Here is a 16,843-nt window from a genome sequence, read left to right as displayed (position 1 = left end):
AAGCCCCGTTTTAAGACCGTTTTAGGACCAAAAGTTGGTGCCAAATGAAGTTGCGCGGAGGTGCCAACCGATTTTGCGCGCTACACGCTTTCCGGCATGAGGACGCACAGCACATTCTGGTGGCCGACGGCACGCGCGGCCAATGCAGCCGAAACGCTGGAATCTATACCGCCCGAAAGACCGAGCACGAGGCCGCGCTTGCGAATGCCGCGCAACTGCTCGCGCAGGGCCGCCACGATCCTGTCCGTTTCGGCGGCGGGATCGATGACCAGGGCTTGCGTGAAGGCCGGCGCATCCTGGGTTGAGCCGATGTTCATTGCTCGGCCTCCATCATCTCAGCCGCGAGCCGGCGGCTGACCTTGCCCGACTCCGTCTTCGGTAATTCGCTGCGGAACTCTATGATTTTGGGGACCATGAAATCCTCCAGGTGCCGCGCGCAGTGACGAATGATGTCCTTTCCGCCAAGCGCCGGATCGGACCGCACGACGAGCGCGCCAATCGCATGCCCCAGCACCGGATCCGGCACGCCGACGACCACCGCTTCCGCGATACCTGGATGGGCGTGGAGCACTGCCTCCACTTCCTTGGGGGCGACCTTCTCGCCACGCGTCTTGATGATATCGTCCTTACGCCCGACAAAATAGAGAAAGCCGTCCTCGTCGGTCTGGAACAGGTCGCCCGTATAGAGCACCTTTTCCCAAGGGTTAGGCCCCGGCCGGAGCGCTCGTTCCGTCGCGGCCTGGTTGCGCCAATAGCCCTGCATGACGTGCGGACCGCGGATAACGAGCTCACCTGCCACGCCCGCCGGCACGCGTTGTCCAAGGTCGTCGACGACAAAGGCTTCCGTGTTGGGGATGGCTATGCCGACCGACCCTGGCCGGCGGTCAAGTTCCTCGGGTGGCAAATAGGTGCAGCGCTTGCATTCGGTCAGCCCATACATCGAATAGATCCGGACGCCGGGCAGCAGCGAGCGCAGGCGTTCTATGTGGGCTGGCGGCAAGGCGGCCGCGGTGTTGGAAATATAGCGGAGGCTGGGCAGGAAACCCGGCGCCAGATCACGCATCTGCAGGATCATCGCCGCCATGGTAGGCACCAGCGGAAGGCCGGTGACGCCCTCTTTGCGGATGCGTTCGAAGATCTCGTGCGGGAAGGCGAAGGACTTCTCGAGCACCAGCGTGGCCCCGAGCCTGACTGCCATCAGCAACTGATAGAGGCCATAGTCGAAGGCAAGCGGGAGGACGTTCAGGATGATGTCATCCGGCGCGTTGCGCAGATAGGTGGCGATCGACCCCGCGGCAGCGTCGCAATTGCGATGCGTCATCATCACACCCTTGGGCCGGCCGGTCGAACCTGACGTGTAGATCAGCATCGCAAGGTCGACGTCGATGCCGCGATGGTTCACCTCCGCGCCATCGAACGTCAGGCAGTCAGTCAGGGACGCGGCCCCTGCCGGGCATTGCCCATCGGCCCCAGGGGTGGAAGCCACGAAGATGCCGGTCTTGCCTTGCGATGCGCAGGCTTCGGTGACCACGGGCACCAGCTTCGCCTGCGTCAGGACCGCCCTGGCGTCGCAATCGGCGATGACGTAACCGAGCTTGTCGGCCTTTGTGGAGGGGTTGATCGGACTGAAGGTCGCACCTGCCTTGAGTGCGGCAAAGATCGATACGGCGGCCTCCCAGCAATTGTCCATGAAGATCAGAACGCGGTCGTCGCGCCTGATCCCATTCATGAAGAGAGCGGTGGCCAGCCGGCTCGAAAGGTCGTCGAGTTCTTCGTAGCTCAGCCTTTTGCCCCTAGTGACCAATGCCGTCTTGGCCGGGTGGGCAGCAGCCTTCGCCACCAGAAAATGCTCGATCCGCACGGGACGTTCCTCGCCGTTGGCGCTTACGCTGCCAGCGTTTGTGCTCTCGCCTCGATGAAGGACGAGATGCGGTCAAGCGAGTCCAGGTTGGCCGGAACGATGTCGGCATCCACCATCGCGATGCCGAAATTGTCCTCGATGAAGGCCACCAGCTCAAGCACCGCAGTCGAGTCGATAATGTCGTTCTCGATCAGCGAGGCTGAATCCGACAGTTTGTAGGAGGTGTCGCCGAACAGGAAGTTGTCGACGATAAAGCTTCTGACCCTGTCCTTGATTGCCGTCATCGTGTCTTTCCTTTTCCTCGCCGTCTCAGGCCGCTCTTGCCGCGCCGACCGCTTTGGCCGGCGAAATTCTTCTGCCACAGCTGCGTCGACAGAATGCCGACGAAGGCGGCGTTGTCGCGAAATCCGGTCGCGGTCTCCATGCGGCATTTCTCGTGGAGCTTGGCCACCGCCTTGGCGTTGAACAGGCCGCCGGCGGTAATGCTCGCCTCGCCCAGGCAGTCACGAACATAGTCTAGTTCCTCCGCCCCGACGAAGGAGCGGGCCTCCGGGGCCCGGTAAGGTTGCTTGGTGCGTTTACCGATCGCCGCCGGAAGGTGGTGCCTGGCCACCTTGCGCAATATGTGCTTCTCCATCAAGCCTTTCAGTTTCATCTCCGGCGGAAGTCTTGCCGCGAACTCTACCACGCGATGATCCAGGAAAGGAAACCGCCCTTCGATGCCGTGCGCCATGGCCATCCGATCGCCTTGGCTGGAGAGGATGTAGCCGGGCAGGAGGAAGCGGGTTTCGAGATATTGCGCCTGATGCAACGGATGCCATAGGGAAAACGCCTCGGGCAGGCGGCTGGTCAGCTCTTCAGCCGCGTCATAACCCTTCAACGTCGCACGCAGATCGCCGGAAAAGAAGATTTTCGCCGCCGCCGTGGTCTTGAAGCGTGGCCGATGCGAGAACAGCGGATCGTCGAGGGCAGCGTTGTTGGTGCCGAAGAAGGCAGCCAGATACTCCACCGATTGCTGTTGCAGGCCTGGCAGATACGGGTAAAGCCGGCGGAACAGCTGCGGCCTTATGCGCGATGTGGGCTGCCGCCCGCAGAACCGGCGGACACGCGCCTCCTTGAAGACGTCGTAGCCGGCGAAGACCTCGTCGGCGCCTTCACCCGTCAGCACCACCTTCAGGCCGGCCTGGCGAACCAGGGCGGATAATTTGTAGAGTGGCGCTGGCGCCGTGCGGATGATCGGCCGCTCGGCAAAGCGGACGACCTCAGGAAAGACCCCGGCGATATCGCGGGCGCCGCATTCTATGGCGTGGTGGCGCGTGCCGAGCGCCGAGGCCATTTCGATCTGAAAGGCGCTTTCGTCATGCTCGGCGCTGTCGAAGGTTACGGAAAATGTCTCCAGTCTCCGAGGAGTCATGCCGGCGGCAAGCGCCGAAACAAGCGAGGAATCGAGCCCTCCGGAAAGATAGGAGCCGACCGGCACGTCGGCCCGCATGCGAAGCCTCACCGCATCGGTCAGAAGGGCTTGCAATTCCTCTGCCGCGTGGTCCTCGTTCGTGATCTTCGACGGCTCATCACGATGCGGATAGTCCAGGTGCCAGTACCGTTTGACCGTGACCTGCCCCTGCGTCGCGATCATCACACTTGCCGGTTCCAACTCGTGGATATTGCGGAACGCCGTGCGCGGAGCGATCGGCGCCCACAGCGTAAAGATCTGATCCAGCGCAATCGGATCAATTTCAGCGGAGACGCCCGGGACCTTCAGCAGGGCTTTGATCTCCGAGGCAAAGTAAAGCACCCCGTCCTTACTTGTGTAGAACAGCGGCCGGACACCCATCCGGTCTCGTGCAAGCACCATTCGTCGCTGCCGATTGTCCCATATCGCCAAGGCGAAATCACCGTTCAGGAGAGACAAGCAGTCTTCGCCCATCTCCTCATAGAGCTGAAGGATGACCTCTGTGTCGCTCGACGTCCGAAAGTGCCGGCCCTTGGCGATCAGCCCTTCGCGCAGTTCTATGTAGTTGAAAATCTCGCCGTTGAACGCAATCGTCAAATTGCCGGCCTCGTCGGACATCGGTTGCTGGCCATCGCCGATGCCGATCACCGACAGCCGCGCATGCCCGAGCCCGGCATCGGGTGCTACGAATTTCCCTTGCTCATCCGGCCCACGATGGGCAATTGCGGCTACCATGTGCGTGAGCAAAGCTTCCGCATCCCGGATTGACCCGAAATAACCCCCGAATCCACACATCCCTTGAACTCATATTGAACGCTAAGGTACGGAACATAACCTCGATAGTGGCATCTGAGGTTAATCCGATATTTTCACCGAGCATGTGGTTAACAAGAAGTTTGCCACGATGTGGTGTTCGTGGCTAGGACGCGATGGCTCTCCATCACCTCGCGGTTGCGGCCGTAATAGCCGGAACGATAGCCCAGGCTCGCTCTAGGCCTTTTGTCCGGGTTGGCATGGCTGGACGCGGGCGGCTAAGGCTGGAAATGTGATTGCACGTCTTCGCTGCCGGGGGGCTGGCCGGAGGACGAGGAGGATGGCGCTGAATTTCGAATATATTGCCGGCCATCCGGCGCTGCACCGTCATGTCGAGGCGCAGTCGAAGGCGCTGCTGCATATCTATGAAACGAGCCCACGCCTGGCCGCCGTATTCGCCACGCAACAGCGCTGGCTGCTGGCTCACACCGGCCTAGCCCTGCATTTCGCCCGCGACCCGCGCGATCCCCGCACGGAACTGACACTGGCCCGCTTCATCGATGCAGTGCTTCACTATTCCGTCGCCAGCCGCAACACGGCTGAAGCCTTCATCAAGGAGATGCTGCACTATCACATCATCGAATACCTGCCGCACACCGGTGATGGACGAGCCCATCCCTTTCAGGTGACGGCAGCGACGCTGAAGGAATTCGACGGCTGGGTGGTTGCGCATCTGCGCACGCTCGACGGTCTCGACAGCGGCAACCGCCTCGCCGCGTTTCTCGAGCAGCACGGCATGATTGCCAGGCTGCAGCCGATGGTGGCGGAAGGCCTGCTCTCCTCCAACCCTGTGCGTGAGCCCAAGCAGACGTTTTCGCTGTTCATCTGGCTCAACAATGGCGGCATCGTCATGGATTGGCTGATGTCCGGCATCGATCCCGACAATGCCGCCCTCGACCGGATCCCGACCAGCGTGGTTTCGATCGGCGAATTCGCCAGTTGGCTAAAACTCTCGCGCACCCATCTTGCGCGCAAATTGCGGGACGCCGAAAAGCTCGGCAGCGTCGGCTGGCTGGGCCAGCGCGGGCATTCGGTGATGTGGGTGTCGAACAGCTTCTACCAGGAATACATGACCGTCCAGGCCGCCAAGCTTGCCGTTATCGATGCCGCGTTCGAAGCCTGCCGACCGGCGTCGCCGCACGCTGGCTGAACGTTCGGCGCAGACGCTGTTGCGCAGCCGATCGTGCCGACCGCGAGGACCCGTCCGGGCGCATGGCCGAGGTGGCCTTTCCGCCGTCGGGATACGGACATCTGGACAGCGGGGGCGAAGCCTGAAAGCGGAACGCTCCGCGCGAGCGGCAGCGATCCGCCCGACGGGTTCGGGTGGATCAACTGGTCAAAAGCCGGGCGCAGCATCTCAATCGATGTCGAATGACACGCCCTGCGCCAGCGGCAGCGCCTTGGAATAGTTCACCGTGTTGGTGGCGCGGCGCATATAGGCCTTCCAGGCATCGGAGCCGCTCTCGCGGCCGCCGCCGGTTTCCTTCTCGCCGCCGAAGGCGCCGCCGATCTCGGCGCCCGACGTGCCGATGTTGACGTTGGCGATGCCGCAATCCGAACCATCGACGCCGAGGAAGCGCTCGGATTCCTGCAGGTCGCGGGTGAAGATCGACGACGACAGTCCGGCGCCGACCGCATTGTGCTCGTCAAGCACTGCATCGAAATCGGAATATTTCATCACGTAGAGGATCGGCGCGAAGGTTTCTTCGGTGACGGGAGCCACCTGCTTCGGCATTTCGACCAGCGCCGGATGCACGTAATAGGCATCGGGATGGCCATTCTCGACCCGCGAACCGCCGGTCAGCTTGCCGCCGTGAGCGGTGGCTTCCTTGAGCGCCTTCTGCATGGCGTCGAAGGCCGCCTTGTCGATCAGCGGCCCGACGAGCGAAGACGTCTCCAGCGGATTGCCGACCGAGACGCTCTCATAGGCCTTCTTCAGCCGCGGCAGCAGCGTGTCATAGACGCTGTCATGCACGAACAGGCGCCGCAGCGTCGTGCAGCGCTGGCCCGCGGTGCCCATGGCGCCAAAGGCGATGGCGCGCAGCGCCATGTCGAGATCGGCGGTCGGGCAGACGATGCCGGCATTGTTGCCGCCGAGCTCGAGCACGGCGCGGGCAAAGCGCTTGGCCAGCCGGGGGCCGACATCCCGGCCCATGCGGGTCGAGCCGGTGGCAGAAACCAGCGCCACCTTCGGGTGGTCGACCAGGATCTCGCCGACGGAGCGGTCGCCAATCAGCACCGGTGCCAGGCCCTGCGGCGCATCCGCGCCGAAGCGCTTGACCGCGCCGGCAAAAATCGCCTCGCAGGCGAGCGCCGTCAGCGGCGTCTTTTCCGAGGGCTTCCACACCACGGCGTCGCCGCAGACCAGCGCGAGCGCCGCGTTCCACGACCACACCGCGACCGGGAAGTTGAAGGCCGAAATGACGCCGACGACGCCGAGCGGATGCCAGGTCTCCATCATGCGATGTCCCGGACGCTCGGTGGCGATGGTCAGACCGTAGAGCTGGCGGGAAAGGCCGACGGCGAAATCGCAGATGTCGATCATTTCCTGGACTTCGCCGAGGCCTTCCGACGGGATCTTGCCGACCTCGATCGAAACCAGCCGGCCGAGCTCGGTTTTGTGCGCGCGCAACTCCTCGCCGAGCAGCCGCACCAGTTCGCCGCGCCGGGGACCCGGCACCATCCGCCAAACCTGGAACGCCGTGTGCGCGGCATCGATGGTCTTGGCCGCATCGGCCGGCGAAATCGTCTTCAGCGCCGCGATCTGTTCACCCGTCACCGGACTGCGCACGACGAGGTCGCCGCCGGTCAGCGCGTCCTTGGCCACACCCAGTTTCGCCAGAAGTTCTGCCGTTTCCTTCGCTATCGTCATTTTTGTCCCTTTCAGATCCGCTCGCCATCATAGGGCGGCGGTCGAGCCTTGGCGCCATTGTCGCCCGCATGCCGCGGGCGCTGTCATGGCGTGCCATTACTCGTTTCAGGGGAAAATCGCCACCCCGGCATGGTCCAAGCCGGGATTGCACGATTGAGCCAGAGGAGGAACAGGCTTAGTGCGCTGTCTTCGCCGGCGCCTTCACGGCTCCGTCCCGCATCAGCCGGTCGATATGCATGCGGATATGGGCGGCTTCCGCTGCCGTGTTGGCCAACGCAATGGCGCGATCGAAGGCGACACGCGCCTCTTCGCCACGGCCGAGCTGCATCAACAGACCGCCCTTGAGGCCGAAGAAGTGGAAATAGCCGGACAGCCTCTCGCCAAGCGGCTCGATCATGGCAAGGGCAGCTTCCGGCCCGCGCACCTTGGCGACCGCAACGGCACGGTTCAGCGTCACCACCGGCGAAGGTTGCATCGCCTCCAGCAGGCTGTAGAGCAGGTCGATCTCTGTCCAGTCGGTCTCCTCGGGGGTTGCCGCCCGCGCATGAAGGGCGGCGATCGCCGCCTGCACCTGGTAGGGTCCGGGCTTCTGGTGGCGCAGGGCCTTGTCGACCAGCGCCAGGCCTTCGTCGATCATCTTGCGGCTCCACAGCGAGCGGTCCTGGTCGTCGAGCAGCACGATCTCGCCATTCTCGTCGAAGCGGGCCGGCGCGCGCGCATGCTGCAGCAAAAGCAATGCCGTCAGGCCCATGATCTCCGGCTCGGTCTGGAACAGCCGCAGCAACAGGCGCGCCAGCCGGATCGCCTCCTCGCAAAGCGGCGCACGTGCCGGCGCCTCGCCGCTGTTGGTGGAATAACCTTCGTTGAAGATCAGATAGACCATGGCGGCAACGGCGGCGAGCCGCTCCGAGCGCTCGACCGCGCCGGGCGTCTCGAACGGCACGCCGGCATCGGCAATGCGCGCCTTGGCGCGCGTGATGCGCTGTTCCATGGCGCTTTCGCCGACCAGGAACGCACGCGCGATCTGCTTGACGGTGAGACCGGAGACGATGCGCAGCGCCACCGCGATCTGCTGCGTAGGCGGCAGATCCGGATGGCAGCAGATGAACAAGAGCCGCAATATGTCATCGCGGTAGTGCGCGCCGTCCAGCCGTTCGGCGATATCGCTCTCGGCATCTTCCAGGTCCGAGATCTGGTCCTCTTCCGGCATCGGCGCCTGCTTGGCGCGCTTGCGCACCGCGTCGATGCCGGTGTTGCGGCCGACAAAGATCAGCCAGGCCGCAGGATCGCGCGGCGGCCCGTTCTGCGGCCAGTTCTTGAGTGCCCTCAGGCACGCGTCCTGGAAAGCTTCCTCCGCCGTATCGAGATTGCGGAAATAGCGCAGCAGCGCACCCATAGCCTGCGGGCGGGCAGCGCTGATCGCCGAGCTTATCCAGGCGAGGTCTGTCATGTGGCTACTCTGGTTGGGTTGAAGACGGAAACCGGTCGGATCTCATAGGATCCGCCGCTGGGATTGACCTCGGAAAGCTCGCGCGCGAAGTCGACGGCTTCGTCGAGATCGGCGCATTCCAGCGTGTAGAAGCCGAGGAACTGTTCCTTGGTCTCGGCAAACGGGCCGTCGATGACGACCGATTCGCCCTTGACCTTGCGCAGCGTCGTCGCGGCGGTGGTGGGCAAAAGCCGCGCCACCGGCCCAAGCCGGCCGGCTTGAGCGTATTTTTCCTGCACATGCATGAGCTTTGCCATGACCTCGTCATCCTGTGCCTTGCTCCAGGAGGAGACGACATCTTCGGAGGCATAGCAGAGGATAGCGTAGAGCATGGGAGGTCCTTTTCTGTCTCAAAGGACGAAACAGTAGGGCCTATGCCGACATGGCGTCGACAAAAAAGTTACGCCATTTTGTCAGCCTTCGCTTGCCTTCAACCATCTCAGCACAAGAGCCTCTTCATCATCGAGACCGTCTATCGATCGCTTGCGCTTGTTGGCCTCGGTCATTTCGCTAAGCAGCCGCCCTTCCACCCAGGCTTCGAAAACCTGTGGATGGATGTAGCATTTGCGGCAGACGGCGCGTGTGTTGCCGAGCCGCTCGGCCACCTTGTCGATGACCGCGTTCATCACACGCTTGGTCTGCGCCTGGCTTTGGGGAAGCTCCGTCCGCGCAAACAGCGACGCGGCATGGATGGTGCCGCCCCAGGTGCGGAAATGCTTGGAGCTGAAATTGGCGCCGATCGCGTCGCGGATATAGCGGTTGACATCGTCGGAGCGCACTCCATGCCTCTCGCCGTCCTCGTCGAGATATTGGAACAGTTGCTGCCCCGGAATATCCTGCGCGCCGCGCACGACCCGGGCGATGCGGCGGTCGACCAGCTTCAACTTCCATTCCTTGCCGGACTTGCCCTTGAAGGCAAAGCGCAGGCTCGATCCCTTGATGTCGACGTGGCGGTCGCGTAGCGTCGTCAGCCCAAAGCTCTTGTTGTCGCGGGCATAGGCGGCATTGCCGACCCGGATCATCGTGTTGTCGAGCAGCCAGACAATTGCCGCCACGACGCGCTCGGCCGGCAGGCCACGGCGGCGCAGATCGGCATCGATCCGGCGGCGCAGCTCCGGCAGGCTTTCGGCAAAGGCGACAAGGCTGGAGTATTTGGCGCCGTCGCGCTCGGCGGCCCACAGCGGATGGTAGCGGTACTGTTTGCGCCCGCGCTGGTCGCGGCCGGTCGCCTGGATGTGGCCGGCGGGATCGGGCGAGATCCACACATCCGTCCATGCCGGCGGAATGGCCAGCGCCTTGATGCGGGCAATGGCTGCCGCGCCGACGGCCTGTCCTTTCGCGCCCTTGTAGGAAAAGCCTTCGCCCGCCTTCAGGCGCCGGATCCCCGGCTCGCTGTCGCTGATATAGGTGAGCGAGGCCTGTTCGGCAGCGGTCTGCGCGCCGTTCTTCGGCGCTCCATCGTCCCCCTGTCCGGCAGCCGACCGGCCGGATGGCGTCCCAGATTTGTCCAGCATGCCCGCTCCACGAGATTTTTCTCGTAGATAAGCGCCAAGCCGACTGCTGGTTCCGCGCTCAAGCTTTTTCCAGCGCAACCGGAATGACGTCGACGGCCTGGTCGCCGACCTGGCCGCCGGTGGTTTTCAGCACGCCGACGATCGGAGCCACGTCGGAATAGTCGCGGCCATAGCCAACGGTGATGTGGTCGTTGCTGGCCCGCATGCCATTGGTCGGGTCGAATTCCTGCCAGCCGGCATCGCGCCCACACCACACCTTGACCCAGGCATGCATGGCATCGGCGCCTTCGAGCCGCGGCTTCCCTTTCGGGGGAATGGTGCGCAGGAAGCCGCTGACATAACCCGCAGGAATACCTAGCCCGCGCAGGCCGGCGATCATGATGTGGGAGAAGTCCTGGCACACGCCCCGCTTCAAACGGAAGGCATCGCTGGCCCCGGTACGCACCGTGGTCGCTTCCCCGTCATAGGTGAAGTCGCGGTGGATGCGGTTGCACAGATCGATGGCCATGCCGACCGTCGAGCCGCCGGCGCTGTCGCGGGCATAGGCGGTGATCGCCGCATCGATGCCGGCATGATCGCTGGCGGCGAGAAAGTGATGCGGTGCATCCGGCGCCAGTGACCGTACGGCGCCGAGTTCTTCCCGCAGGCGCTGCAGATCGGGCGACACGTCGAGCCCAGGCTCCGGCCGTGACACCGACACGCGCGCGCTCATTCTGATGTCGAGCCCGTCATGGACGTCGCGAAAGGCGATCGCGGTGACATTGTTGCCGAAGAAATCGGCAAAATCCGTGCGCTCCGATGGGGTCGGCACAAACGAAAGCGAGGCCGCGATCACGCGCTGCACGCCGGCAATGGTCGGCGGCAATACACGCACCTGATGCCGGCTGCCACCGGCCGCGGCGTCATAATCGTAGCTGAGATGAAGCCTGATATCGTACAGCATGTTAACCGAAATACGCTTTAGCCAGGCTGCTATAGAGGTTGCCGATCTCAGTTGCGAGATCGTCCAGCACCTCCGCCGACATCTCCGATGGCTCCATGACGGCAATTGCCGTGTTGAGCTGCAGGATTTCCTTGGCCGCGACCGACATATGCCCCTCCGGCCCAACCGATGGCAACAGGCCGATCTCCGCCTTCAGCCGTTCGAGCTGGAACAGGATCGAGCGCGGGTTGAGTGGGTCGAGCGCCAAGAGGTCGATCACCGTGCGCCGTCCGGCCCGCACCGGATATTGCCGGCGGTGGGTCATGACGCTGTCGCCGATCTCCAGCATCATGTCGAGCGAGCCGTCCGGCGCACCGGACCTTGTCAGTCGGGCTAGCGTACGGGCGATCTGGATGCCGCGCTCGATCCGCCGGCCGATCTCGAGGAAACGCCAGCCGGTGAAACGGTACATATTCTCGTGCAACAGGCCGGAGAAACCGGCGAGCTTGCGCAGCATGACCGTCATCGCCCGTGTCGCGTCGTCACCCGGCGCCACCGTGGTGGCGAACTGATGAATGGTCTTCGACAGGTCCTTCAGCGCCAGCCAGCCATCGGGCGAAAAGCGGTCGCGGATCTGTCCGGCGCTGTAGACGGCGCTGTCCAGCGTGCCGATCAATCCGGGCGGAATGGCCGCTTCGAGATCGATGCCGAAGGGTTCGAGATAGTCCCTGATATCGGCGAGCAGCAGCATGTCAGGATCGGACGTCTCGGCCAGCCGCACATGATAGGCGCGCAGGATACGCACCGTATCTTCCGAACGCTCGATATAGCGGCCGAGCCAGGTCAGGTTTTCCGCCGCGCGGCTGGGCAGGCTGCCCGGCATGGTGCGGACGAAGCTGTCATGCTCCTGCGGCAGCAGCGTCTCGCGCTCGACCGACCGGTCGCTGACCACCCAGACGTCGGCCGCCTGGCCGCCGCGCTGCATGGCGATGGCCGTCGGGTCGAGCGAAAGGCCGACACGGGCGAAACCGCCGGGCATTACCGTCCAGCCATCGGGCGTGCGCGCGAGATAAACGCGCAGGCTTGCCGGCCGTGGCTCCAGCCAGCCGCCGACATAGACCGGCGTCGTCGACAGCGTCACCGCTTCCTGGCCGACGAAACCGCTGCCATCGCTCTCGATGCGCGCGATCAGCGCGATGCGTTCCTCCGGCGTCAGTGCCGAACCGAGCCTGGTCTGGCCGTCATCCTCAAAGGCCAGCCGCGTCGACAGCGCCGGACCGATCACCATGCGATCGATATTGGCAAGCACATGGGCCCGTTCGGTTGCTTGCCCGCACCACCAGGTCGCCACGCTTGGCAACAGAAGTTCTTCGCCGCGCAATGCGCGCGAAATCTTCGGCAGGAAAGCGAGCAGCGCCCGGGTTTCCATCAAGCCCGAACCCAGCGCATTGACCGTCGAAACCGTGCCGCGGCGGATCGCCTCGACCAGCCCCGGGGTGCCGATATGCGAGTCTGGCCGCAGTTCCAGCGGATCGGCGAAGGCGGCATCGAGCCGCCGCCACAGCACGCTGATCGGCATCAGCCCCGAAACCGTGCGCACCATCAGCTTGCCGCCGGCGACGGTCAGATCCTCGCCCTCGAGCAGCATGATGCCGAGATAGCGGGCGATATAGGCGTGCTCATAATAGGTCTCGTTGAGTGGCCCCGGCGTCAGAATGGCGACGCGGCCGTCATTCTCCTTCGCCATGCCGATCAGAGCATCGCGAAAGCGACGGAAGAAACCGGCCAGGCGATGCACATGCATCTCGCCATAGATGTCGGACAAAGCCCGCGTCGTGGCGACGCGGTTTTCCAGCGCAAAGCCGGCGCCCGACGGTGCCTGCGTGCGGTCGCCCAGCACCCACCAGCTTCCATCCGGTCCACGGCCGAGCTCGAAGGCGCAAAAATGCAGGAAATGACCGCTGGCCGGCATGGTGCCGACGACGGGGCGCAAATATTCGGGGCTCGCCGCAATCAGGCCTGCCGGCAGGATTCCCTTCTCGATCAGCCGGTTCGGCCCGTAAATATCAGCGACTATCTCCTCGAAAAGCTCGGCGCGCTGGACGAGACCGGCGCTGATCCCGGCCCATTCCTTGTCTTCGATCAGCAGCGGGATATGCGCCAGTGGCCATTCGCGCTCGTTGGCGCCGGCCTTGTCGTAGACGCGATAATAAACGCCGGCGTCGCGCAGATACTGGTCGGCGCGGGCAAAGCGCTGGCCCAGCTTTTCGGGACCCAGCTCCTCCAGCGCCTCGATGAAGGGCGCCCAGGCCGGACGCGGATGGCCCGAAGCATCGACCATCTCGTCGACGACGCCGTCAATCGGCTGGTAGTGCTCCAGCAGACTGTGCCTCAGCGGCTTGCCGCGGACCTTTTTCTGATTCCCCTTTGCCATCGCTGATCAGAGTCTTGCTGGCCGCCTGAGGTCAAGGGTCATGGGGAAGTCTTCAGAGGCTTCTTCATTGCGCAGCACATAGGCCGACGGCGTATGGCCGCGCGGCTCGAAGCGGGCGAGACGCCTCGCCTCGGCCTCATTGACGTTGACCGGGAAAGTGTCGTAGCTGCGCCCACCTGGATGCGCGACATGGTAGACGCAGCCGCCCACCGCCCGCCCCGACCAACGGTCGTAAATGTCGAAGACCAAAGGCGTGTTGACCGGCAGCGCCGGATGCAGGCCCGACGAAGGCTGCCAGGCCTTGAAGCGCACACCGGCCACCGCGACCTCGCGATTGTCGGTGACCTTCATCGGCACGATTCGGCCATTGCAGACAATGGCATGACGTTCCGGGTTGAGGCCTTCGGTCCTGACCTGCAGCCGTTCGACCGAGGAGTCGACGAAACGCACAGTGCCGCCGATTGCGCCTTGCTCGCCCATGACATGCCACGGCTCCAGCGCCTGCCGCAGTTCCAGCTTGATGCCGGCATGCTGGACTTCGCCGCAGAACGGAAAGCGGAACTCCAGCTGGGCATCGAACCATTCCGGCCGGAATTCGAAACCGTTGAGCTTGAGGTCGTCGAGCATGTCGAGGAAATCCGCCCAGACATAATGCGGCAGCATGAAACGGTCATGGAGCGAGGTGCCCCAGCGCACGAAGCGGCCATCAAGCGGGTTGTTCCACGCACGGGCGATGATGGCGCGTACCAGCAATTGCTGCGCCAGCGACATGCGCGCATTGGGCGGCATCTCGAAACCGCGGAACTCAACAAGCCCAAGCCGGCCAGTCGGGCCATCGGGCGAAAACAGCTTGTCGATGCAGATTTCCGAGCGGTGCGTATTACCGGTGACGTCAGTCAACAGATTTCGGAACAGTCGGTCGACCAGCCAAGGCAGCGGTGGGTTGCCCTGGCCCGGATGCGGCACCTGCGCCATCGCGATCTCGAGTTCGTAAAGCGAATCGTGCCGCGCCTCGTCGAAGCGCGGCGCCTGGCTGGTCGGGCCGATGAACAGGCCGGAGAATAGATAGGACAGCGACGGGCGCCGCTGCCATTGCAGCACCAGGCTCTTCAACAGATCGGGCCGGCGCAGGAACGGGCTGTCATTGGGCGTCGCGCCGCCGACGACGACATGGTTGCCCCCGCCGGTACCGGTGTGGCGGCCGTCGATCATGAACTTGTCGGCGCCAAGCCGCGTCTGCCGTGCTTCCTCGTAGATCGCCGTCGTCGTCGCCACGCAGTCCTGCCAGTTGGCAGCCGGATGGATGTTGACCTCGATGACGCCGGGATCGGGTGCCACCCTGATGACGTTGAGGCGCGGATCGTGCGGCGGTCCATAGCCTTCGATATGCACGGGAAGGCCGATCGCCTTGGCCGCGTTTTCTGCGGCTGCGACGAGCTCCAGATAGTCTTCCAGCGCCTCGACCGGCGGCATGAAGACGCACAGCCTGCCGTCGCGCGGCTCGACCGAAAGTGCTGTACGCACCGCGCCGCCGATCTCGGTGATCTCCTGCTCGACCCGGTCTTGCTGACCGGTCGTCGCAGTGAACGATACCGCCTGCTGGCGCCGCGCCATCTCGTCGGCGCCTTCCAGTTCGGCCGGAGCCGGTTCTGGCAGTATGGCTTCCCGCGCCGGCAGCGGTCCACGCGGCAGCGACGGATCGACCGGCACGATATAGGGGAACTGCGCCGGCGGCACATAGGGCAGCGTGCCCAGCGGCAGGCGGTAACCGACAGGGGAATCGCCCGGCACCAGGAACAGCCGCCCGCGCCGTGTCTTCCACTTCTCCGAGCGCCAGCGCGGGTCCGAAGCCTGGCTGTTCCAGCGCTGCACCGGCAGCACGTAGCCGGACGGCTTGGTCAGCCCGCGCTCGAACACTTTCGCCATGCGGCTGCGCTCTTCCGGGTCTTCCAGCTTGGAGTTGGACGGATCGACATTGTCGGGCAGCTTGCCTTCCTTCAGCAGCCATTCGGCCGGGTCCTCATAGGCCTCGCTGACCATCGCCTTGTCGATGCCGAGTTCGCCGGCGATTGCCGTCAGCAAGCTTTCGGCTTGCTGCGGCCCGACCTCCGCATCGCTCTTTTCGTGTGCGATCAGCGACGGATCGCTCCACACCGGCTGGCCGTCGGTGCGCCAATACAGCGAGAAGGTCCAACGCGGCAGGCTCTCGCCCGGATACCATTTGCCCTGGCCGTAGTGGAGGAAGCCGCCCGGCGCGAAGCGTTCGCGCAATTTACGGATCAGCGCATCGGCCTTTTCGCGCTTGGTCGGGCCGACGGCGGCGGTGTTCCACTCGGCGGACTCGAAATCGTCGATGGAGACAAAGGTCGGTTCGCCGCCCATGGTCAGCCTGACGTCGCCCGCTTGAAGTGCGGCGTCGACCTTGTTGCCCAGCCCATCCAGCGCCTGCCAGCTTTCGTCCGAGAATGGCTTGGTGATGCGCGGATGTTCGGCGATGCGGTCGACACGCATGTCGAAGCCGAATTCGACATTGGCGAAGCTCGCCATGCCGGAAATGGGTGCGGCGTTGCGGAAATGCGGCGTGGCCGCCAGCGGCACATGGCTTTCGCCGGTGAGCAGGCCGGACGTCGGATCGAAGCCGATCCAGCCGGCGCCCGGCAGATAGGCCTCGCACCAGGCGTGCAGGTCGGTGAAGTCGACGGCGGTTCCGGCTGGGCCATCGAGCGCGACCAGATCGGGCTTCAGCTGGATCAGATAGCCTGAGACGAAACGCGCGGCGAGGCCGAGATTCCTGAGAATTTGCACCAGCAGCCAGCTCGAATCCCGGCACGATCCCTTTTTCGCGGCCAGCGTTTCCTCCGGCGAGAACACGCCGGTTTCCATCCGCACGATATAGGCGATCTCCCGCTGCAGCCGCGCATTGAGGTCGACGACGAAATTGACGGTGTTGGTGGCGCTACGGTCGATGGTTGCGAGGAAAGCCGACAGCAGCGGCCCCGCCGGCTCCGGCGTGCGGTAGATGGCGAGATCGTCCCTGATGTCTTCGGGGTACTCGAACGGGAAGGTCTCGGCCGATGGCTCGACGAAGAAATCAAACGGATTGTAGACCGTCATGTCGGCGACGAGATCGACCTCGATCTTCAATTCCGTCACTGGTTCCGGGAAGACGAAGCGGGCCAGGAAATTGCCGTAGGGGTCCTGCTGCAGATTGACGAAGTGGTTCGCCGGCCCGACCTTCAGCGAATGGCTGAGCACCTTGGTGCGGGAATGCGGTGCCGGCTGCAGCCTGATGACCTGGGGCCCGAGAACCACCGGCCGGTCATATTTGTAATGGGTCAGGTGGTAGACGGCTGCCAGTATTGCCATGGGGCCCCGGAGATCGGCGTTTCTTCAGCCGAACCCTGACACATCTATTGGCCATTCTCCAAGCAGAGATGTTGCGCTGCACCTAAATTAAGCAGCCGAAGCCGGCTACGCTGTGTCGA

Annotated in this window: 11 protein-coding genes and 1 pseudogene; 1 reads left to right on the top strand and 11 read right to left on the bottom strand. The window is 63.9% G+C overall.

Annotated elements, in window-relative coordinates; all coding sequences use genetic code 11:
* Positions 1 to 86: 86 nt before the first annotated feature.
* From nadE to asnB, 4 genes and pseudogenes are all read right to left on the bottom strand, one after another.
* Positions 87 to 317 (bottom strand): annotated as a pseudogene (nadE, locus tag NKI10_RS16540) (NAD(+) synthase); the annotation flags it as partial.
* Positions 314 to 1,861: a class I adenylate-forming enzyme family protein gene (locus tag NKI10_RS16535; protein WP_023686310.1), complete on the bottom strand. Its 1,548-nt coding sequence runs from the start codon at positions 1,859 to 1,861 to the stop codon at positions 314 to 316. The gene NKI10_RS16535 and the pseudogene nadE, both read right to left, overlap by 4 nt.
* 23 nt (positions 1,862 to 1,884) lie before the next feature.
* Positions 1,885 to 2,145: an acyl carrier protein gene (locus tag NKI10_RS16530; RefSeq protein ID WP_023696872.1), complete on the bottom strand. Its 261-nt coding sequence runs from the start codon at positions 2,143 to 2,145 to the stop codon at positions 1,885 to 1,887.
* Positions 2,142 to 4,109: an asparagine synthase (glutamine-hydrolyzing) gene (asnB, locus tag NKI10_RS16525; RefSeq protein ID WP_352860966.1), complete on the bottom strand. Its 1,968-nt coding sequence runs from the start codon at positions 4,107 to 4,109 to the stop codon at positions 2,142 to 2,144. Before asnB ends, NKI10_RS16530 begins: the two co-directional genes overlap by 4 nt.
* A gap of 298 nt (positions 4,110 to 4,407) precedes the next feature.
* On the opposite strand from asnB, the gene NKI10_RS16520 reads away from it, so the two are divergent.
* Positions 4,408 to 5,277: a hypothetical protein gene (locus NKI10_RS16520; RefSeq protein ID WP_352739280.1), complete on the top strand. Its 870-nt coding sequence runs from the start codon at positions 4,408 to 4,410 to the stop codon at positions 5,275 to 5,277.
* Between the two features lie 207 nt (positions 5,278 to 5,484).
* Here the strand turns inward: NKI10_RS16520 and amaB are convergent, their stop codons facing one another.
* From amaB to NKI10_RS16485, 7 genes are all read right to left on the bottom strand, one after another.
* Positions 5,485 to 6,999, bottom strand: a complete 1,515-nt coding sequence (amaB, locus tag NKI10_RS16515; RefSeq protein WP_352739282.1) for an L-piperidine-6-carboxylate dehydrogenase — start codon at positions 6,997 to 6,999, stop codon at positions 5,485 to 5,487.
* 175 nt (positions 7,000 to 7,174) lie between these two features.
* Entirely contained in the window at positions 7,175 to 8,449 is a 1,275-nt protein-coding gene (locus NKI10_RS16510; RefSeq protein ID WP_023707663.1) for an RNA polymerase sigma factor, read from the bottom strand.
* Positions 8,446 to 8,820 (bottom strand): YciI family protein, encoded by a 375-nt coding sequence (locus tag NKI10_RS16505; RefSeq protein ID WP_023671781.1) that lies wholly within the window; start codon positions 8,818 to 8,820, stop codon positions 8,446 to 8,448. The genes NKI10_RS16510 and NKI10_RS16505 overlap by 4 nt, the downstream gene beginning before the upstream one ends.
* A gap of 81 nt (positions 8,821 to 8,901) precedes the next feature.
* On the bottom strand, positions 8,902 to 10,002 hold the full coding sequence (locus NKI10_RS16500; protein ID WP_023831514.1) for a DNA topoisomerase IB: 1,101 nt from the start codon (positions 10,000 to 10,002) through the stop codon (positions 8,902 to 8,904).
* Between the two features lie 58 nt (positions 10,003 to 10,060).
* On the bottom strand, positions 10,061 to 10,945 hold the full coding sequence (locus NKI10_RS16495; protein ID WP_023683456.1) for a transglutaminase family protein: 885 nt from the start codon (positions 10,943 to 10,945) through the stop codon (positions 10,061 to 10,063).
* A 1-nt stretch (position 10,946) separates the two neighbouring features.
* Positions 10,947 to 13,358: a circularly permuted type 2 ATP-grasp protein gene (locus NKI10_RS16490; protein WP_023696879.1), complete on the bottom strand. Its 2,412-nt coding sequence runs from the start codon at positions 13,356 to 13,358 to the stop codon at positions 10,947 to 10,949.
* 6 nt (positions 13,359 to 13,364) lie between these two features.
* Positions 13,365 to 16,724, bottom strand: a complete 3,360-nt coding sequence (locus tag NKI10_RS16485) for a transglutaminase family protein (protein ID WP_352860964.1) — start codon at positions 16,722 to 16,724, stop codon at positions 13,365 to 13,367.
* Positions 16,725 to 16,843 lie beyond the last annotated feature (119 nt).

The organism is Mesorhizobium sp. M0802 (assembly GCF_040320115.1).
GTDB lineage: Bacteria > Pseudomonadota > Alphaproteobacteria > Rhizobiales > Rhizobiaceae > Mesorhizobium.
The sequence above is the reverse complement of the archived record's forward strand: the minus strand, read 5'-3'. Positions and strand labels throughout refer to the sequence as shown.